Below are 17,740 nucleotides of genomic sequence, written 5' to 3' on the forward strand. Positions count from 1 at the left end.
GTGATCGATATCAGCGAGTCCGTGATGCAGTTCCTTCTGGCATTCGTCGTCGCCGGCCCGCTCCTCGGAGCGCTCGCCGCCCTCCTGCCGGCCCCGCCCGGACTGAAGGGCAAGTCACCCGCGCAGGCGGTGCTGCGGCACGGCGTGACCGTCACCGGCGCCGTGCTCATCGCCGCGATCGTCCTCGCGCTCGGCTTCGACCACGACCACCCGTCGAAGATGCAGGCCACGACCGACATCAGCTGGATCCCCGCACTCCACGTGCGCATCCACCTCGGCATCGACGGCATCTCCCTCCCCCTCGTCGTCCTGACCGCGCTGCTGACCTTCCTCTGCGCGCTGTACTCCTACTTCAAGCCGCCCGCGGGACCCACCCCGAAGGCCTTCGTCGCGCTGCTGCTCCTGCTCGAGTCCGGCACCCTCGCGACCTTCGCCGTACTCGACCTGCTGCTGTTCTTCCTCGCCTTCGAGACGGTGCTCGTCCCGATGTACTTCCTCATCGCCCGCTGGGGCGGCGAGGGCCGCCGGGCCGCGGCCTGGCGGTTCATCCTCTACACCCTGCTCGGCTCGGTCGTCATGCTGCTCGGCCTGCTCCTGATCGGAATCAAGGCGGGCACGTTCGACATGGTTGCACTCGCCACTGACAACGGCCGGTCGCTCACAGCATCCGTGCAGGTCATCGCCGTTCTGGCGATCGGGATCGGGCTCGCGGTGAAGACGCCGATGTGGCCGCTGCACAGCTGGCTGCCCGACGGGCACACCGCCGCTCCGACCGTCGGCTCGGTCCTGCTGGCCGGCGTCCTGCTGAAGATGGGTACGTACGGGTTCGTCCGCATTCTCCTGCCGATCGCGCCCCACGGCTTCCACACCTTCGCGCCCTACCTCGCCGCCTTCGCCGTGGTCGGGATCATCTACGGGTCACTGGCCTGCCTGGCCCTCGCCAAACGCGGCGCCAAGGGCGATCTGAAGCGGCTCATCGCCTACTCCTCCGTCGGCCACATGGGCTTCGTCCTGCTCGGCATCGCCACCATGACCCCGACCGGCGTGAACGGCGCGCTGTTCGCCAACATCGCCCACGGCCTCATCACCGGCCTGCTCTTCTTCCTCGTGGGGGCGCTCAAGGACCGCACCGGCACCACCGACCTCGACGCCCTGGCCGAGGAGACCGGCGCCGCGCTGTACGGCAAGGCCCCGCACCTCGGCGGCCTGCTCGCCTTCGGCGCCGTCGCCTCGCTCGGGCTGCCCGGGCTGGCCGGCTTCTGGGGCGAGATGCTCGCCCTGTTCGGCGCCTTCGAACCCGGCGCCGGCCTCAGCCGCCCCGCCTTCCTCACCTTCATGGCGATCGGCGTCTTCGGCACCCTGCTCACCGCCGCCTACATGCTCGCCGTGGTCCGCCGCGTCTGCATGGGCGCGCTGCCGCAGGACGCGCCGAAACTCGCCGACGTCCGCACCTTCGAGTTCGCGGCCTGGACCCCGCTCGTCGTCCTCACCGTCCTCGCGGGCCTCTGGCCCAAGGCCCTGCTCGGGCTCACCGACCCGGCCGTGCAGCAGCTCCTCGCAGGAGGCACCCGATGAGCGCCCTCGCCTTGCCCCTGGCCGAGTCGGCGGTCCAGTCCGTCGACTGGCTCGCGATCGCGCCGCCCACCCTCACCGCGGTGGTCGCGCTCGTCGTCCTCGTCGCCGACCTCTTCCTGCCCGCCGCGCGCAAAGCCCTCCTCGGCTGGACCTCCGTCGCCGGCCTCGCCGCCTCCGCGCTGCTTCTCCTGCCCCTCCTCGACGGCGACCGCGACACCTTCTGCCTGACCGGCCACCCCGGCGTGTGCAGCTACAGCGCCGACCGGTTCACCCTCGTCATCCAGCTCCTGGTCCTCGGCGGCGCCCTCCTGGCGGCCCTGCTGTCGGTCACCGCCCTGAAGGACGCGCGCGGAGGACTCCCCGAAGGCGAGTACTGGTTCCTGCTGCTCTCCTCCGCCGCCGGCGCCGCGCTGCTGCCCGCCTCCCGCGACCTGGCCACCCTGATCGTCGCCCTCGAAGTGGCCTCCCTGCCCGCGTTCGCCCTCGTCGGCCTCCGGCACGGCGACCGCAGGTCCTCCGACGCGGCCCTGAAGTTCTTCCTGTCGTCGGTCACCGCCACCGCCGTCAGCCTGCTGGGCATCAGCTTCGTCTACGCCTCCACCGGCACCCTCTACCTCACCCAGGTCGCCGACCGCATCCAGCACGTCGACGGGCAACTGCACACCCTCGCCCAGGCCGGCGTCGTCCTCACACTGGTCGGCTTCGCCTTCAAGACGGCCGCCGTCCCCTTCCACTTCTGGGTGCCCGACACCTACGTGGGCGCGCCCCTGCCCATCGCCGCCTACCTGTCGGTCGTCGGCAAGGCGGTCGGCTTCACCGGTCTCATCCTCGTCACCGTCGTGGGCTTCCCCTCCTACGGCGACCTGTGGGGACCGGCGCTCGCCGTGCTCGCCGCGCTCACCATGACCGTCGGCAACGTCGGCGCCCTGCGCCAGCAGGCCACGCGCGCGTACAGCGCGGTACGGCTCCTCGCCTGGTCCTCCGTCGGCCAGGCCGGCTACCTGCTGGTGCCGATCGCCGCCGCCGGCTACACCAAGGACGCCCAGAAGACGATCGGCTCCACGGTCGCGTACGCCCTCATGTACGCCGCCGTGAACCTCGGAGCCTTCGCCGTGGCCGCGCTCGTGGGCCGCACCAGGAGCCACAACCGCGTCGCCGACTACCGGGGCCTGTACGCGACGAACCCCCTGACCGCGCTCCTCATGGCCTTCTTCCTGCTGTGCCTGGCCGGGCTGCCCCCGGGCGTCATCGGGCTCTTCGCCAAGGTCACCGTCTTCTCCGCGGCCGTGGACGCCGGACTCGGCTGGCTCGCCGTCGTCATGGCCGTCAACGTCGTCATCGCGCTGTTCTACTACCTCCAGTGGACGGCCCTGCTGTTCCGCGCCCCCGAGGGCGAGGCCGCCCGGCACCGCGTCCCGGCCCCCCTCACGGCCGCCATCACCCTGACGGCCATCCTCGGCATCGCCCTGTCCGGCGCCCCCCAGCTGGTGCTCCGCTTCACGAGCACCGGACTGTTCTGACCCCGGACGCCACCACACGCGCGGGTCATCGGAGCCCGGGGCGCCACTACACGCGCGGGTCACCGGAGCCCCCGGGCGTCATCACGCGCGCGCGGGGCACCCGATCCCCACGCGCGCGTGCCACCCGGTGCCCCGCTCACCCGGACGGCCCGCGCGCCGTCGCACGCACCAGGGAACCAGGGGCTCTCGCCTGGCGTTGACCAGTACGGAAGGGTCCACTGGACGTGACGCCACGACACGTCACGGCACCAGTGGCACCGAACAGCAGCAAGCGAAGGGTTCCCCTGCCGCACCACTTGGAGGGCGTACCGTGCACCGCCGGCACAACGGGCTCAGGACCGCAGTACTCCTCGGGGGACTGTCCGCACTCATCATCGTCATCGGCAGCTTCTTCGGCCGCACCGGCCTGATCGTCGCGGTCCTCATCGCCCTCGGCACCAACGCCTACGCGTACTGGAACAGCGACAAGCTGGCCCTGCGCGCGATGCGCGCCCGCCCGGTCAGCGAGTTCGAGGCGCCCGGCCTGTACCGCATGGTCCGCGAGCTCTCCAACCAGGCCCGGCAGCCCATGCCCCGCCTCTACATCTCCCCGACGGAGGCGCCGAACGCCTTCGCGACCGGCCGCAACCCCCGCAACGCCGCCGTGTGCTGCACGGAAGGCATCCTGCGCATCCTGGACGAGCGTGAGCTGCGCGGCGTCATCGGCCACGAGCTCAGCCACGTCTACAACCGCGACATCCTCATCTCCTCCGTCGCCGGCGCCCTCGCCTCGGTGATCATGTTCCTGGTCAACTTCGCCTGGCTGATCCCCGTGGGCCGCTCGGACGACGACGACGGCCCCGGCGTGCTCGGCATGCTGCTGATCATGATCCTCGGACCGCTCGCGGCCAGCCTCATCCAACTGGCCATCAGCCGCTCCAGGGAGTACGAGGCCGACGCCTCCGGCGCCCAGATCACCGGTGACCCGCTCGCCCTCGCCAGCGCCCTGCGCAAGCTCGAGGCGGGCACCCAGCAACTCCCGCTGCCCCCCGAGCCGCGCATCGAGACCGCGAGCCACATGATGATCGCGAACCCGTTCCGCCCGGGCCAGGGCCTGGCGAAGATGTTCTCCACCCACCCGCCCATGGCGGAGCGCATCGCCCGCCTCGAGCAGATGGCAGGTCACCACCGATGAAGACAATTCTGAACGTCATCTGGCTGGTCCTCAGCGGCTTCTGGCTCTTCCTCGGCTATCTCCTCGCCGGGGTGCTCCTGTGCATCACCGTGATCGGCATCCCGTTCGGGATCGCCGCGTTCCGCATCGGCGTCTACGCCCTGTGGCCCTTCGGGTACACCACGATCGAGCGGCGTGACGCGGGCGCCCCCTCCTGCGTCGGCAACGTCCTGTGGCTGGTCCTGGCGGGCTGGTGGCTGGCGCTGACCCACATCGTCACGGGCATCGCGCTGTGCGTCACGATCATCGGCATCCCGTTCGGCATCGCCAACTTCAAGCTGATCCCGGTCTCGCTGCTCCCGCTCGGACGCGAAATCGTGCGCACGGACGAGCCGTTCGCGGCGCGCTGAGCCGCGGCCGCCGGGCGGAGAGGATTTTCCACAGGCGGTTTTTTCCACAGCCCGCGGGTTGTCCACAGGCCCGCACGGATTTCCGCCGCTGCCCGCATGATGAATCCATGACCGAGCACGAGCAGACGCCGACACCGGGGAGGGCCGAACCGTCGGCCACGGCCAGCAACGCCCCGCCGCGAAGCGGGACTTCCCGCTCCACCCCCACCCTTCTCATACACGCCTGAGCGGCTACGGCGCCGCCGCCCACCGCCGTACGCCGTAAGCGCCCACGCCCACCGCGAGCACTCCCGTGCCCACGGCCACGGAGACCCACGGCAGGGCGAACGCCAGCGTCACACACCCGAGGAGCCCCACCGCCGGCGCCGCACGCCGCCACGGGGCCGGATCGAGCGTCCACGCGGAGGCGTTCGCCACCGCGTAGTACGCCAGCACACCGAAGGAGGAGAAACCGATCGCGCCCCGGACATCCACCGTGGCGGCCAGGACGGCGACCACCGCGCCCACGGCCAGTTCGGCCCGGTGCGGCACCTGGAAGCGGGGATGCACCACGGCCAGCGCCCCGGGCAGGTGACGGTCCCGGGCCATGGCCAGCGTGGTGCGCGAGACACCCAGGATCAGGGCCAGCAGCGAGCCCAGCGCGGCCACGGCGGCACCGGCCCGCACCACCGGCACCAGCGCGGGCACCCCGGCCGCCCGTACGGCGTCGGCCAGCGGTGCCGCCGCCGCCCCGAGCCCGCGCGCCCCCAGTACGGACAGCACGGCAACCGCCACACCCGCGTACACCACCAGCGCGATGCCCAGGGCGAGCGGGATCGCGCGGGGGATGGTGCGGGCGGGATCCCGGACCTCCTCGCCGAGGGTCGCGATCCGCGCGTACCCGGCGAACGCGAAGAAGAGCAGACCGGCCGCCTGCAGCACGCCGCCGGCGCCCGCCGAACCGTCCACGGCGAGCCGCCCGGCAGCGGAGGCGCCCGAGCCCAGACACACGACGACCACGGAAGCGAGGACCGCCAGGACGACCGCCACGATCACCCGCGTGAGCCACGCGGACTTCTGGATGCCGCCGTAGTTCACCGCCGTCAGCGCCACCACGGCCGCCACCGCCACCGCGTGCGCCTGCCCCGGCCAGACGTACGCGCCCACGGTGAGCGCCATCGCCGCACAGGAGGCCGTCTTCCCGACCACGAACGCCCAGCCCGCCAGATAACCCCAGAACTCGCCGAGGCGCTCGCGCCCGTACACATAGGTGCCGCCCGAAGCCGGGTACCGGGCGGCAAGCCGAGCGGAGGAGGTGGCATTGCAGTAGGCGACCACGGCGGCGACCGCGAGCCCGAGCAGCAGTCCCGGGCCGGCCGCGCGCGCCGCCGGTCCCAGGGCGGCGAAGATGCCCGCCCCGACCATCGAACCGAGCCCGACGACGACCGCGTCCCCGACCCCGAGCGCGCGCCGCAGTTGGGGGCCGGGAACGGAAGAGGGCAGGGAATCGGGGCGTGTCATGGCCCGCACACTACTGACCAGTGCAACCGTGGGGTGCCGCCGTGACGTCCTCCTGGGCAACACGGCACGAACACGCGGGTGGCGGAAAGATCACCGGCACTACGAGAACGACGCACGGCCTGCGGGTACAGCCTGTCCGGAACCGGGATCACGGCGAACCAAACCGGGATCACCGCACCGGGACAGTGCAGGCACAGCGTGGAAGGGCAGGTTCAGGGCATGGGCATCATCAGCTGGATCCTTCTGGGACTGTTCGCCGGGGCCATCGCGAAGTTCCTGCTTCCGGGCCGTGACCCGGGCGGCTTCATCGGCACGACCATCATCGGCATCGCGGGCGCGTTCATCGGCGGCTGGATCTCGGCCCGCTGGCTGCACCACCCGATCTCCAAGCACTTCTACGACGGCGCGACCTGGGTGGCGGCGATCGGCGGCTCCCTGGTGCTGCTGATCGCCTACCGCCTCATCTTCGGCAACTCGCGCGACTGAGCGCCCGCCGGCGGCCCGGTATCCGTGGACGGGTGTGCCCGGCGGGGCCGGGCACACCCTTCGTCATCCCTACCGGATCCCTGTCGGGTTCCTACCGGTAGTTCACGAACTGCAGCGCGAAGTCGAAGTCCTGGCCCTTCAGCAGGGCGATGACGGTCTGCAGGTCGTCGCGGCTCTTGGAGCTGACGCGCAGTTCGTCGCCCTGGACCTGGGCCTTCACGCCCTTCGGGCCCTCGTCGCGGATGAGCTTGGCGACCTTCTTGGCGTTCTCCTGGGAGATGCCCTCCTGGATCGTGGCGAAGAGCTTGTACTCCTTGCCGGAGAGCTGGGGTTCGCCGGCGTCCAGAGCCTTCAGCGAGATGCCGCGCTTGATCAGCTTGGACTGGAAGACGTCGAGGACGGCGTTCACCCGGTCCTCGGAGTTCGCCTCCATGAGGATCTTGTCACCGGACCACGAGATCGAGGCGCCGACGCCCTTGAAGTCGTAGCGCTGCGAGATCTCCTTGGCGGCCTGGTTGAGGGCGTTGTCGACCTCCTGCCGCTCGACCTTCGAGACGATGTCGAAACTGGAGTCGGCCATGTCCTGTGGCTCCTTGTATCGGGTGTATCGGGTGAGTCCGCCGCGCCCGGTCTTCGGGCCCCGGCCGCATCCGCCCAAGCCTAGCCATCCCCCGACCCCTGGGTGCCGATCAATCGGGTGGCGAAGCACCCCTCCGTATCGGGTATTGTTTACGTCGTTGCCAGGCAGCACCGCCGCAAGGCGGTTCGAACGGCATCAACCCCCGGCGGTGTGGCTCAGCCTTCCCAGGTTCGAATCCTGGCGCCGCCACATTGAGGAAGACCCTCTCCGGTTTGCGGAAACGCAAGCGGAGGGGGTCTTCTCGTATGCGGTGGCCGCGGTGGGCGCGGCGCACCGCCCTGCCCGGTGGGGGCGTCAGTTGCCGGCGACCGACTTCACCGCTACCGAGACCGGGGTGGAACCGCTGACCAGTTCCAGGGTGAGGCCGGCGGTGGCCGAGGTGTCGACCAGTTCGGCCAGGACGGCGGCCACGTCGTCGCGGGGGACGGTGCCCCGGCCGGTGTGGGCCTCCAGGCGGACCAGGCCGGTGCCCGCGTCGTCCGTGAGGGCGCCGGGACGCAGGATCGTCCAGTCCAGTGCCTCCTGGCGGCGCACATGGTCGTCCGCCTCGCCCTTGGCCCGCAAGTACACGTCGAAGACCTCGTCCCCCTTGTGGCTCGCGTCCGCGCCCATCGACGACACGACCACGTGACGCCGTACGCCCGCGCGGACCGCCGCGTCCGCGAACAGGACCGCCGCACCCTTGTCGACCGTGTCCTTCCGGCCTGCCCCGCTGCCCGGGCCCGCGCCCGCCGCGAACACGGCCGCGTCCGCGCCCCGCAGCCGCTCCGCGACCTCCTCGACCGAGGCGGACTCCAGGTCCAGCACGATCGGTTCGGCGCCGGCCGCCCTCAGGTCGTCGCTCTGTTCCGCGCGCCGGACGATGCCCGCCACCTCGTCCCCGCGCCCGGCGAGCAGCCGCTCCAGCCGCAGCGCGATCTGTCCGTGACCTCCAGCGATGACAATGCGCATGTCTTGACCGTACGCCCACACGGCCGCGCCCGCCGCACGGCTCGGCCAAGTCCCGTGCGCGCCACGCCCCGCCGCCCATCACCCGCCAAACCCATCATCCGCCAAACCCTTCACCCGCCACCCATCGCCCGCCGCCCACCGTCGGCCCGCGACAAGCAGCCGAGGCCACGGCCGGCCACGGCCACGGCCACGGCCACGTCTACGTCCACATCCACGGCTCGGCTACGACAACTCGCCGCGCCCCTGCCGAGGCAGCCCCAGCTCGACCGTCGCCGCCGAGTCGCAGAACTCCCGTACCGCGCTGGTCCGTGCCACCACGCGCCCCCGGTGCACCACGATGCGGCTGTACGCCAGCGACAGCGCCCCCGCGAGCCGGTCGCCGCGCACCGCGAGCAGTTCGGCCGGGAAGCCCGCCTCCACCCGCACCTCGGGCAGTCCGAGCGCCGCGCGGGCCGACGCGCTCACCGCCTCGTAGGCGTCCTCGGGACGCATCCCGTACCGCGAGGCCAGCAGGTACGCCGCCTCCAGCGGGTCGCCGCGCCCCACCGGGTTCGCCGCGTCCCGCAGGGCGCCGCTGCCCGCGGCCACCCGCACCCCGGCCGCGCGCAGCAGCCGTACCGGAGCCGTCCCGCGCCCCTCGGCGCCCTGGCAGCCGCCCTGTGGCAGGCACACCACCGTCACGCCGGCGGCGGCCAGTTGGTCGGCCGCGCGCGAGGCCGCCTCGGAGGGCAGCCGGGACAGACCGCCGCACGGGCCCAGCGTGACGCCGGGCCGCAGGCCGCCCGCCATCGCCGCGACGCGCGCCAGACGGGCCGGATCCCCGGCGTCGGTGTGCAGGTCCACGGGGCAGCCGTGCTCGGAGGCGACCTCCAGCACCGCCTCCACGTAGCCGGTGGGGTCCGGGTCGACGTCCGGGCAGCCGCCCACCACGCAGGCGCCCATCTTCAGCGCGTCCCGCAGCATGGCCAGCCCGTCCGCGCCCGCGGCCCCGGTCAGCACGCGCGGGACCGCGACCGTCGTCATCTCGGCGAGCCCGCGCAGCGACCGCCGGGCCCGCAGCACTGCCCTCAGGGCGCCGAGCCCCTGGACGTCGCCCACGCGCACGTGCGCGCGTACGGCGGTGGCGCCGTGGCCGAGCTGGAGCAGGGTGGCCTCGGTCGCGCGGCGCTGAACGTCGTCCGGGTCCTCGGAGGCGGGGCCGTCGCCGTCCGCGGTCAGGGCGGTGTCGGGGTGGGCGTGCGGTTCGGCCGGGGCCGGCAGGAGCAGGTAGCCGGTGAGGTCCACCCGCGCCCCGCCCTCGTGGGAGCCGCCCGCGGCCCGGCCGCCGCCGACGCCGTGGCCGCCGCCCCCGCCCAGGCTGCCTGCCGTGCCGACCGCCTCGATGCGCCCGCCGGACAGGCGTACGTCCACGGTCCGCCCGTCGGTCAGCAGGGCCCCGCACAGCAGCAGCCCGTCCGGGTCCGGCTGCCCGGAGGGACCCGGCGAGGAGGACGAGTGGGGCGGCTGCGGCTTACCGGGGGGCATCGCACTCCAGGCACGACAGGGAACGGAGGGCAGGGGTCGAGAGCAGGGCACGCAAGATCACGCAGAGTGAGTCGAGCCTAGGGTGGCGGCCCGCCGGGAAGGGGGAGGAGCGCAATAGTCGTACCGGCGTGGCCGCGGCGCGGACCGGGCCGGACGGGCGCCGCGAAACGGATTTGGGCGAACGGCGGCGGAGCGTGTAATGTCTTCATCGCTCGCCCCAATAGCTCAGTCGGCAGAGCGTCTCCATGGTAAGGAGAAGGTCAACGGTTCGATTCCGTTTTGGGGCTCTGGTGTGAGAGGTTCCCGCCGCGAGGCGGGGTCCGATCGCATCGCAGCGGTGTAGCTCAGTCGGTAGAGCAAGCGGCTCATAATCGCTGTGTCACCGGTTCAAGTCCGGTCACCGCTACTGTCAGTAGCCGATTGCGGGGTCGGTCCTTCGATCGGCTACTCTTTCTTGCGTTGAATTAGCCCACCCGTTCGTCAAGGAGCACTCACGTGGCTGCCACCGACGTCCGCCCGAAGATCACGCTGGCCTGCGTGGAGTGCAAGGAGCGGAACTACATCACCAAGAAGAACCGGCGTAACAACCCGGACCGTCTTGAGATGAAGAAGCACTGCCCGCGTTGCAACGCGCACACCGCGCACCGCGAAACGCGATAAATCAGGCTCATACATGAGGCCGTCCCCTCCCGAGGGGGCGGCCTCATGGTGTTTTCGCCGTGCCTCCCGCCGCGGCGGGAAGAGTCGCGGCAGCAGCAACCGCAGTCCCGATCGAGAGTGACACCAGGAGGTGCCGAGCCATGGCGCTCGACCAGTCCTTCGTGGGGCGTTCCTACCCGCCCACCGCCCCCTACGAGGTCGGGCGGGAGAAGATCCGCGAGTTCGCGGAGGCGGTGGGGGACGCCAACCCGGCGTACACGGACCCCGAGGCCGCCAAGGCGCTCGGCCACCCCGACGTGATCGCCCCGCCGACCTTCGTCTTCGCGATCACCTTCAAGGCCGCCGGACAGGTCGTGCAGGACCCGCAGCTCGGTCTCGACTACAGCCGCGTGGTGCACGGCGACCAGAAGTTCGCCTACAACCGGCCCGTGCGCGCCGGTGACCGGCTGACCGTCACCTCCACCATCGAGGCGGTCAAGTCCCTGGCGGGCAACGACATCCTGGACATCCGCGGCGAGGTCCACGACGAGGCCGGCGAGCACGTCGTGACCGCCTGGACCAAGCTGGTGGCCCGCGCGGCCGAGGAGGCGTGAGGAAGCGATGACGGCGAAGATCGCCTACGACGACGTCGAGGTCGGCACCGAGCTGCCGGCGCGGGCCTTCCCCGTGACCCGCGCCACCCTCGTGCAGTACGCGGGCGCCTCCGGTGACTTCAACCCGATCCACTGGAACGAGAGGTTCGCCAAGGAGGTCGGGCTGCCGGACGTGATCGCGCACGGCATGTTCACCATGGCCGAGGCGATCCGGGTCGTCACCGACTGGACGGGCGACCCGGGTGCCGTCGTGGAGTACGGCGTCCGGTTCACCAAGCCGGTCGTCGTCCCGGACGACGACAAGGGCGCCGTGATCGAGGTCAGCGGCAAGGTCGCCGCCAAGCTCGACGACAACACGGTCCGGGTCGACCTGACCGCGACCAGCGCGGGGCAGAAGGTGCTGGGCATGTCCCGGGCCGTCGTACGGCTCGCCTGACCGCCCACGCGCGGCACATGCGCACCGGGCGGCACACGCGCACGGGCGGTACACGGTAAGGGGCGTTCGCCATTGCGGGCGCCCCCTACGGGGCCTTGACGAAGTTAGTGATTGAGCACTAACTTACTTCCCATGGTCAGGATGAGCGCGCAGGAGCGGCGCGAGAGCGTCATCCGCGCCGCGACGACCGAGTTCGCGCGGGGCGGCTACTACGGCACGTCGACCGAGTCGATCGCCCGGCGGGTCGGTGTCTCGCAGCCGTACCTCTTCCGGCTCTTCCCGAACAAGAAGGCGCTCTTCCTGGCGGTCGCCGAGCGGTGCCTGGAGGACACGGTCCGCACCTTCGCGGAGGCCTCCGAAGGCCTCGAGGGCGAGGAGGCGCTGCGCGCCATGGCCAACGCGTACACGGAGGTCATCGCGGAGCGGCCCGAGCGGCTGCTGATGCAGATGCAGATGTACGTCGCCGTGGCGGCCGCCGAGCAGCAGGGCGACCGGGAGTTCGGCGAGACCGTGCGGGCCGGCTGGACGCGGCTGTGGGAGACGGTCCACCTGCCCCTGGGGGCCGACATCGGTGAGACGACGACCTTCCTGGCGTACGGCATGCTGATCAACACCCTGGTGGCGATGGGCTTCCCGCCGGACCACCGGGTCTGGGAAGGGCTGTATCCCGAGGCGCGGATCAAGGGGCGCCTGCAGAAGTAGCGCGCGGGCGCGGCGCGGGGGCGGAAGCGGCGAAGTTCTTCGTGGTTTTTCATGGCCGCGAAAGTAAGTGATCAATAACTAATCCAAGAGTGATCAACCGATGGGGGAGCGATGTCGGAACACACCGCGGGAACAGGGAAGCGGACGGCCACGGAGCGGAGCCGGACCGTCTGGGCCCTCGTCATCACCGGCGTCGCCGGATTCATGGCGGCCCTCGACAACCTCGTCGTCACCACCGCCCTGCCCTCGATCCGCAAGGACCTCGGCGGGGCGCTGGGCGACCTCGAGTGGACCGTGAGCGCCTACACGCTGACCTTCGCCGTGCTGCTGATGTTCGGCGCGGCGCTCGGCGACCGGTTCGGCCGCCGGCGGCTCTTCCTCGCCGGGCTGGCCGTGTTCACCGGCGCCTCCGCCCTCGCGGCCATGGCGCCCGGCATCGACTCCCTGATCGCCGCGCGTGCGGTGCAGGGCGTCGGCGCGGCCGTCATGATGCCGCTGACGCTCACCCTGCTGACCGCCGCCGTGCCCGCCGCCAAGCGCGGGATGGCGTACGGCATCTGGGGCGCCGTCAACGGGCTCGCCGTCGCCTCCGGGCCGCTCATCGGCGGCAGCCTCACCCAGCACGTCTCCTGGCACTGGATCTTCTGGCTGAACGTTCCGCTCGGCCTCGCCCTGCTGCCGCTCGCACGGCTGCGCCTGGACGAGTCCCGCGGCACCGGCGCCCCGCTGGACGTCCCCGGCACCCTGCTCGCCAGCGGCGGTCTGTTCGGCGTCGTCTACGGGCTGGTGCGCGGGCCCTCCGACGGCTGGACCAGCGCGCTCGTCCTGACGGGACTGTTCGCGGGGACCGCGCTGCTGACCGGGTTCGTGCTCTACAGCACCCGGGCGAAGAACCCCATGCTGCCGATGCGGCTGTTCCGCTCCCGCGCCTTCTCCGGGATCAACGCGGCGAGCATGCTGATGTTCCTGGGGATGTTCGGCTCGATCTTCCTGCTCAGCCAGTACATGCAGGGAGTGCTCGGCTACTCGCCCACCGAGGCGGGCCTCAGGATGCTGCCGTGGACCGGCATGCCGATGCTCGTGGCGCCCGTCGCGGGCATCCTCTCCGACCGCGTCGGCGGCCGGCCCGTCGTCGCCACCGGGCTGTTCTTGCAGGCGGCCGGGCTCGCCCACCTGGCGTGGGTGGCCACGGCCGACGCCTCCTACGCCGTCCAGCTGCCCGGTCTGATCCTCAGCGGCATCGGCATGGCGCTGTTCTTCGCCCCGGCCTCCAACCTGGTCATGTCCAGCGTCCGCCCGGCCGAGCAGGGCATCGCCTCCGGCGCCAACAACGCGCTGCGCGAGGTGGGCGGTGCGCTCGGCGTCGCGATCATGTCGTCGATCTTCTCCGCGCAGGGCGGCTACGAGTCCGCGCGGGCCTTCGTGGACGGCCTGCGGCCCGCTCTGGTCACCGGGGCGGCAGTAGTGGCCCTCGCCGGAGCCGCGGCCCTGTTCATCCCCTCCCGCCGCCGAGCCCCCGGCACCGGGGCCCCGGCCGACCAGCCGTCACCGGCACTGGAACCGGCCGCCGGCTGACCGACGACGTCCACGCGCGCGCGTGCGGCCCCGCCCGATCCGGGTGAGGCCGCACGCGCGCGTGCCGGGCCACCACCGACCGCGGCGGACACTCGGGACCGCCCGCCCCCGGGGAGCCGCGCTCGCGCAGACCGCGGTCGCACGCGAGGGTTCGCGGCCGGACAGGACCTCCCGGACCGCGCGGGATCCGCCGCCGCTCCCGAGGCACCGCGAAACCCGGAGCTGCCGCCGCGTCCGGAACCGCCGCCGCGCCCGGCGCCGCGAGCGGCCCGCGGCCGCGGCCCGCGGTCGTGGAGAAACCGTGGGCGCCCTCACCCCCTGTGCGCCCGACGGGGCTGTCGGTGCCGTCTCGTAGTCTTGGCGCGTGCAGGAACTTCATGATGTGCCCCTTGCTCCGCTGACCACCTTCCGGCTGGGCGGTCCCGCGGCGCGGCTGGTCACCGCGACCACCGACGCCGAGGTGATCGACGCCGTCCGTGAGGCCGATGCCGCCGGTACGCCGCTGCTCGTCATCGGCGGGGGATCCAACCTGGTCATCGGGGACAAGGGCTTTGACGGCACCGCCCTGCGCATCGCCACCCGCGGCTTCGCGCTCAGCGGTACGACGCTGGAGCTGGCCGCCGGCGAGGTGTGGACCGACGCCGTCGCCCGCGCCGTGGAGGCCGGGCTCGCCGGCATCGAGTGCCTGGCCGGCATCCCCGGCTCGGCGGGCGCCACCCCCATCCAGAACGTGGGGGCGTACGGCCAGGAGGTCTCCTCCACCATCACCGAAGTCGTCGCCTACGACCGCGAGGCCGGCGAGACGGTCACCCTCGCCAACGAGGAGTGCTCCTTCTCCTACCGCCACAGCCGCTTCAAGGAGCACCCCGAGCGTTACGTCGTCCTGCGCGTCCGCTTCCGCCTGGAGGACGCGGACGGGCTGTCCGCGCCGGTCAAGTACGCCGAGACCGCACGCGCGCTCGGCGTGGCGGCGGGCGACCGGGTCCCCCTCGGCGCCGCCCGCGAGACCGTGCTGAAGCTGCGCGCCGGCAAGGGGATGGTGCTCGACCCGGAGGACCGCGACACCTGGTCGGCGGGGTCCTTCTTCACCAACCCGATCCTCACCGACTCCGCCTTCGCCGCCTTCCGCGCGCGCGTGCGGGAGCGGCTGGGCGAGGACGCCGAGCCGCCCGCGTACCCGGCGGGGGAGGGCCGCACCAAGACCTCAGCGGCCTGGCTGATCGACAAGGCCGGCTTCACCAAGGGCTACGGCACCGGCCCCGCCCGCATCTCCACCAAGCACACCCTCGCCCTCACCAACCGCGGCGGCGCGACCACCGAGGACCTGCTGGCGCTGGCCCGCGAGGTCGTGGCCGGGGTGCGCGAGACCTTCGGCATCACCCTGGTCAACGAGCCGGTGACCGTGGGCGTCAGCCTCTGACCAAACCGGAGTCCGCGGCCCCGTGCCCCAGTACGCCAACCACCCGCAGTCCGCGGCCCCCGCGCCTCAGTACGCCACCCCCACACCGTGCTTCACCATCGACGGGTCGTCGACCGCCGCCAGCATCGCGTGGGCCACGTCGGCCCGCCCGATGAACCGGCCGCGCTGGGGGAAGCCGCCCACGACTGTGCGGTAGCTGCCGGTGAGCGGCTTGTCCTGGAGGCGCGGCGGGCGCACCACCGTCCAGTCCGTGGCGCTGCGGGCCAGCTCGTCCTCCGCCTCGCGCAGATCGGCGTAGACGTCCTTCAGGATCGCCGAGATCAGCCCGCGTCCCGCGCGGTCCACCAGCCCGTCGTGCGCCGGCGCCGGGCCGACCGGGGCGGCCGTCACCACGACCAGCCGCCGTACGCCCTCCGCCTCCATCGCGCCAAGGACCGTACGCGTCAGCCGGGCCGTCACCCCGGCGTCCTTGCGGCTGCGCGCGCCCAGCCCGGACAGCACCGCGTCGCGGCCCGAAACGGCGGGGCGCAGCGCCTCCGCGTCGGTGAGGTCCGCGCGGAACACCTCCAGGCCCGTGCCGGTCACGCCCAGCCGGGCCGGGTCGCGCACGACGGCCGTGACCCGGTGGCCGGCGGCGAGGGCCTGCCGGACGATCTGCCGGCCGATGCCGCCGGTGGCGCCGAAAACGGTGAGGTTCATCTCTGGCTCCCAGGACCCTATGGTGGGTGAGTGCTTACTCACCCTGTGCTCCCCTAGAGTGAGTAAGCACTCACCCACCCGTCAAGTCCCCGGGAGGCCGCCATGGAATCCTTGGGCCCCATGCAGCAGAAACCGGCCCGCGTCCGCGTCCTCGACGCCGCCCACGAACTGATGCTCACCGTCGGACTGGCCCGCGCCACCACCAAGGAGATCGCGCGGGCCGCCGGCTGCTCCGAGGCCGCCCTCTACAAGTACTTCGCGAGCAAGGAGGAGCTGTTCATCCAGGTGCTGCACGAGCGGCTGCCGCGCCTGACCCCGCTGCTGCGCAGCCTCGCCGCCGAACCGGGCCACGGCACCCCCGAGGAGAACCTCACCGAGATCGCCCGCCAGGCCGCCCTGTTCTACGAGCAGAGCTTCCCGATCGCCGCCTCCCTCTACGCCGAGATCCAGCTCAAGCGCCGGCACGACCAGGCGATGCGGGAGATGGGCTCGGGCCCCCACATGCCCATCGAGGAACTGGACGCCTATCTGCGCGCCGAGCAGGCCCTGGGCCGCATCGGCGCCGGCGCCGACACCTTCGCCGCCGCCTCGCTGCTGCTCGGCGCCTGCGCCCAGCGGGCCTTCGCCTACGACGCCTCGCCGAGCGGCGAGCGCCCGCCCGTGGACGACTTCGCCGGGCGCCTGGCCCGCACGCTGCTCGCGGGCATCGCCGGCGGGTGACCGGCACCCGGCCGCACCCGGCCGCGCCGGATCACCCCGTCAGCCAGTCGTCCACGCCCGACAGCAGCTTGCGCCGTACGTCCTCCGGGGCGGCCGAGGCGCGGATGGACTGGCGGGCCAGCTCGGCGAGTTCGGCGTCGGTGAAGGCGTGGTGGCGGCGGGCGATGTCGTACTGGGCGGCCAGCCGGGAGCCGAACAGCAGCGGGTCGTCGGCGCCCAGGGCCATCGGCACGCCCGCCTCGAAGAGCCGGCGCAGGGGCACGTCCTCGGGCTTCTCGTAGACGCCCAGCGCCACGTTCGACGCCGGGCACACCTCGCAGGTGACCTGGCGGTCGGCCAGGCGCCGCATCAGGCGCGGGTCCTCCGCCGCGCGCACCCCGTGGCCCACCCGGTGGGCGTCGAGGTCGTCCAGGCAGTCGCGCACCGAGGCCGGGCCGGTCAGCTCGCCGCCGTGCGGGGCCGCGAACAGCCCGCCCTCCCGCGCGATGGCGAAGGCGCGGTCGAAGTCCCTCGCCATTCCCCGGCGTTCGTCGTTGGAGAGGCCGAAGCCGACCACCCCGCGGTCGCGGTAGCGCACCGCCAGCCGGGCCAGCGTGCGCGCGTCCAGCGGGTGCTTCATGCGGTTGGCGGCCACCAGGACCCGCATGCCGAGCCCCGTGTCGCGCGACGCCGTCTCCACCGCGTCCAGGATGATCTCCAGCGCCGGGATCAGCCCGCCCAGACGCGGGGCGTACGAGGTGGGGTCGACCTGGATCTCCAGCCAGCCGGAGCCGTCGTTCAGGTCCTCCTCGGCCGCCTCGCGCACCAGCCGCTGGATGTCCTCCGCCTCGCGCAGGCAGGAGCGCGCCGCGTCGTACAGCCGCTGGAAGCGGAACCAGCCCCGCTCGTCGGTGGCCCTGAGTCTCGGCGGCTCGCCGCTGGTCAGGGCGTCGGTGAGGGCTTCGGGCAGCCGCACGCCGTACTTGTCGGCCAGTTCGAGCAGGGTGGTGGGCCGCATCGACCCGGTGAAGTGCAGGTGCAGATGGGCTTTCGGCAGCTCAGAGACATCACGTACACGCTCCATCCCAGGATCCTGCCGCACGCCCCCCGCGTCCCGGTAGCGGTTTCCCCGTTCGTAGTCTTGCTCGCACGAATGACCCGTAGAGATGACCCGGAGAAATGACCCGTAGAAAAGAA

The 17,740-nt window shown here is 72.3% G+C and carries 18 protein-coding genes and 2 tRNA genes; 14 read left to right on the plus strand and 6 right to left on the minus strand.

Annotated features, from left to right (window positions below):
* The 4 genes from IE217_RS26200 (at nucleotide 1) to IE217_RS26215 (ending at nucleotide 4,658) form a co-directional block, all read left to right on the plus strand.
* Nucleotides 1–1,575: a complex I subunit 4 family protein gene (locus IE217_RS26200; protein WP_190180420.1), complete on the plus strand. Its 1,575-nt coding sequence runs from the start codon at nucleotides 1–3 to the stop codon at nucleotides 1,573–1,575.
* Nucleotides 1,572–3,095, plus strand: a complete 1,524-nt coding sequence (locus IE217_RS26205; protein ID WP_190180421.1) for an NADH-quinone oxidoreductase subunit N — start codon at nucleotides 1,572–1,574, stop codon at nucleotides 3,093–3,095. The genes IE217_RS26200 and IE217_RS26205 overlap by 4 nt, the downstream gene beginning before the upstream one ends.
* Before the next feature lie 310 nt (nucleotides 3,096–3,405).
* Nucleotides 3,406–4,269, plus strand: a complete 864-nt coding sequence (htpX, locus tag IE217_RS26210) for a zinc metalloprotease HtpX (protein ID WP_190180422.1) — start codon at nucleotides 3,406–3,408, stop codon at nucleotides 4,267–4,269.
* Entirely contained in the window at nucleotides 4,266–4,658 is a 393-nt protein-coding gene (locus tag IE217_RS26215; RefSeq protein ID WP_190180423.1) for a YccF domain-containing protein, read from the plus strand. Before htpX ends, IE217_RS26215 begins: the two co-directional genes overlap by 4 nt.
* Before the next feature lie 231 nt (nucleotides 4,659–4,889).
* On the opposite strand, the gene IE217_RS26220 is transcribed toward IE217_RS26215, so the two are convergent.
* Entirely contained in the window at nucleotides 4,890–6,158 is a 1,269-nt protein-coding gene (locus tag IE217_RS26220; RefSeq protein ID WP_190180424.1) for an APC family permease, read from the minus strand.
* A 219-nt stretch (nucleotides 6,159–6,377) separates the two neighbouring features.
* On the opposite strand from IE217_RS26220, the gene IE217_RS26225 reads away from it, so the two are divergent.
* Entirely contained in the window at nucleotides 6,378–6,644 is a 267-nt protein-coding gene (locus tag IE217_RS26225) for a GlsB/YeaQ/YmgE family stress response membrane protein (RefSeq protein ID WP_190180425.1), read from the plus strand.
* A 91-nt stretch (nucleotides 6,645–6,735) separates the two neighbouring features.
* Here IE217_RS26225 and IE217_RS26230 read toward each other — a convergent pair whose 3' ends face one another.
* The 3 genes from IE217_RS26230 to IE217_RS26240 all read right to left on the minus strand — a co-directional run bounded on the left by IE217_RS26230 (nucleotide 6,736) and on the right by IE217_RS26240 (nucleotide 9,759).
* On the minus strand, nucleotides 6,736–7,224 hold the full coding sequence (locus IE217_RS26230) for a YajQ family cyclic di-GMP-binding protein (protein WP_189703345.1): 489 nt from the start codon (nucleotides 7,222–7,224) through the stop codon (nucleotides 6,736–6,738).
* A 354-nt stretch (nucleotides 7,225–7,578) separates the two neighbouring features.
* On the minus strand, nucleotides 7,579–8,235 hold the full coding sequence (locus IE217_RS26235) for an SDR family oxidoreductase (protein ID WP_190180426.1): 657 nt from the start codon (nucleotides 8,233–8,235) through the stop codon (nucleotides 7,579–7,581).
* A 222-nt stretch (nucleotides 8,236–8,457) separates the two neighbouring features.
* Complete coding sequence (locus IE217_RS26240) at nucleotides 8,458–9,759, minus strand: amidohydrolase family protein (RefSeq protein WP_190180427.1); 1,302 nt, start codon at nucleotides 9,757–9,759, stop codon at nucleotides 8,458–8,460.
* A gap of 214 nt (nucleotides 9,760–9,973) precedes the next feature.
* Between IE217_RS26240 and IE217_RS26245 the strand changes: the two genes are divergently transcribed.
* The 8 genes from IE217_RS26245 to IE217_RS26280 all read left to right on the plus strand — a co-directional run bounded on the left by IE217_RS26245 (nucleotide 9,974) and on the right by IE217_RS26280 (nucleotide 15,145).
* Nucleotides 9,974–10,046: transfer RNA gene (locus IE217_RS26245), tRNA-Thr, on the plus strand.
* A 46-nt stretch (nucleotides 10,047–10,092) separates the two neighbouring features.
* Nucleotides 10,093–10,165, plus strand: a tRNA-Met gene (locus tag IE217_RS26250).
* 89 nt (nucleotides 10,166–10,254) lie between these two features.
* A complete protein-coding gene (gene rpmG, locus IE217_RS26255; RefSeq protein ID WP_003948671.1) occupies nucleotides 10,255–10,419 on the plus strand; it encodes a 50S ribosomal protein L33 in 165 nt (54 codons plus the stop codon).
* A gap of 140 nt (nucleotides 10,420–10,559) precedes the next feature.
* Nucleotides 10,560–11,012, plus strand: coding sequence for a MaoC family dehydratase N-terminal domain-containing protein (locus IE217_RS26260; protein WP_190180428.1), 453 nt, complete (start codon nucleotides 10,560–10,562; stop codon nucleotides 11,010–11,012).
* Nucleotides 11,013–11,019: 7 nt separating this feature from the next.
* Complete coding sequence (locus IE217_RS26265; RefSeq protein ID WP_190180429.1) at nucleotides 11,020–11,448, plus strand: MaoC family dehydratase; 429 nt, start codon at nucleotides 11,020–11,022, stop codon at nucleotides 11,446–11,448.
* A 132-nt stretch (nucleotides 11,449–11,580) separates the two neighbouring features.
* The gene (locus IE217_RS26270) at nucleotides 11,581–12,150 is read left to right on the plus strand and encodes a TetR/AcrR family transcriptional regulator (RefSeq protein WP_190180430.1); all 570 of its coding nucleotides are present in this window, start codon (nucleotides 11,581–11,583) and stop codon (nucleotides 12,148–12,150) included.
* A gap of 111 nt (nucleotides 12,151–12,261) precedes the next feature.
* Nucleotides 12,262–13,725 carry an MFS transporter gene (locus tag IE217_RS26275; RefSeq protein WP_190180431.1) on the plus strand — a complete coding sequence of 488 codons (1,464 nt, stop codon included), beginning with the start codon at nucleotides 12,262–12,264 and terminating at the stop codon, nucleotides 13,723–13,725.
* Nucleotides 13,726–14,089: 364 nt separating this feature from the next.
* Nucleotides 14,090–15,145: a UDP-N-acetylmuramate dehydrogenase gene (locus IE217_RS26280; protein WP_190180432.1), complete on the plus strand. Its 1,056-nt coding sequence runs from the start codon at nucleotides 14,090–14,092 to the stop codon at nucleotides 15,143–15,145.
* Between the two features lie 66 nt (nucleotides 15,146–15,211).
* On the opposite strand, the gene IE217_RS26285 is transcribed toward IE217_RS26280, so the two are convergent.
* Complete coding sequence (locus IE217_RS26285; RefSeq protein ID WP_190180433.1) at nucleotides 15,212–15,844, minus strand: NAD(P)-dependent oxidoreductase; 633 nt, start codon at nucleotides 15,842–15,844, stop codon at nucleotides 15,212–15,214.
* 120 nt (nucleotides 15,845–15,964) lie between these two features.
* On the opposite strand from IE217_RS26285, the gene IE217_RS26290 reads away from it, so the two are divergent.
* The gene (locus tag IE217_RS26290; protein ID WP_190180434.1) at nucleotides 15,965–16,564 is read left to right on the plus strand and encodes a TetR/AcrR family transcriptional regulator; all 600 of its coding nucleotides are present in this window, start codon (nucleotides 15,965–15,967) and stop codon (nucleotides 16,562–16,564) included.
* A gap of 31 nt (nucleotides 16,565–16,595) precedes the next feature.
* On the opposite strand, the gene IE217_RS26295 is transcribed toward IE217_RS26290, so the two are convergent.
* Nucleotides 16,596–17,627 carry an adenosine deaminase gene (locus IE217_RS26295; protein ID WP_190180435.1) on the minus strand — a complete coding sequence of 344 codons (1,032 nt, stop codon included), beginning with the start codon at nucleotides 17,625–17,627 and terminating at the stop codon, nucleotides 16,596–16,598.
* Between the last annotated feature and the right edge of the window lie 113 nt (nucleotides 17,628–17,740).

Source organism: Streptomyces naganishii JCM 4654 (assembly GCF_014650575.1).
Lineage (GTDB): Bacteria > Actinomycetota > Actinomycetes > Streptomycetales > Streptomycetaceae > Streptomyces > Streptomyces naganishii.

What these genes read in the sequence shown, in the direction of transcription:
- IE217_RS26275 (WP_190180431.1), top strand. Translation starts at nt 12,262, where the DNA reads ATGTCGGAACACACCGCGGGAACAGGGAAGCGGACGGCCACGGAGCGG.
- IE217_RS26270 (WP_190180430.1), top strand. Translation starts at nt 11,581, where the DNA reads ATGGTCAGGATGAGCGCGCAGGAGCGGCGCGAGAGCGTCATCCGCGCC.
- IE217_RS26235 (WP_190180426.1), bottom strand. Translation starts at nt 8,235, where the DNA reads ATGCGCATTGTCATCGCTGGAGGTCACGGACAGATCGCGCTGCGGCTG.
- IE217_RS26220 (WP_190180424.1), bottom strand. Translation starts at nt 6,158, where the DNA reads ATGACACGCCCCGATTCCCTGCCCTCTTCCGTTCCCGGCCCCCAACTG.
- IE217_RS26205 (WP_190180421.1), top strand. Translation starts at nt 1,572, where the DNA reads ATGAGCGCCCTCGCCTTGCCCCTGGCCGAGTCGGCGGTCCAGTCCGTC.
- IE217_RS26285 (WP_190180433.1), bottom strand. Translation starts at nt 15,844, where the DNA reads ATGAACCTCACCGTTTTCGGCGCCACCGGCGGCATCGGCCGGCAGATC.
- IE217_RS26260 (WP_190180428.1), top strand. Translation starts at nt 10,560, where the DNA reads ATGGCGCTCGACCAGTCCTTCGTGGGGCGTTCCTACCCGCCCACCGCC.
- IE217_RS26240 (WP_190180427.1), bottom strand. Translation starts at nt 9,759, where the DNA reads ATGCCCCCCGGTAAGCCGCAGCCGCCCCACTCGTCCTCCTCGCCGGGT.
- IE217_RS26295 (WP_190180435.1), bottom strand. Translation starts at nt 17,627, where the DNA reads ATGGAGCGTGTACGTGATGTCTCTGAGCTGCCGAAAGCCCATCTGCAC.
- IE217_RS26230 (WP_189703345.1), bottom strand. Translation starts at nt 7,224, where the DNA reads ATGGCCGACTCCAGTTTCGACATCGTCTCGAAGGTCGAGCGGCAGGAG.
- IE217_RS26265 (WP_190180429.1), top strand. Translation starts at nt 11,020, where the DNA reads ATGACGGCGAAGATCGCCTACGACGACGTCGAGGTCGGCACCGAGCTG.
- IE217_RS26225 (WP_190180425.1), top strand. Translation starts at nt 6,378, where the DNA reads ATGGGCATCATCAGCTGGATCCTTCTGGGACTGTTCGCCGGGGCCATC.
- IE217_RS26290 (WP_190180434.1), top strand. Translation starts at nt 15,965, where the DNA reads ATGCAGCAGAAACCGGCCCGCGTCCGCGTCCTCGACGCCGCCCACGAA.
- IE217_RS26215 (WP_190180423.1), top strand. Translation starts at nt 4,266, where the DNA reads ATGAAGACAATTCTGAACGTCATCTGGCTGGTCCTCAGCGGCTTCTGG.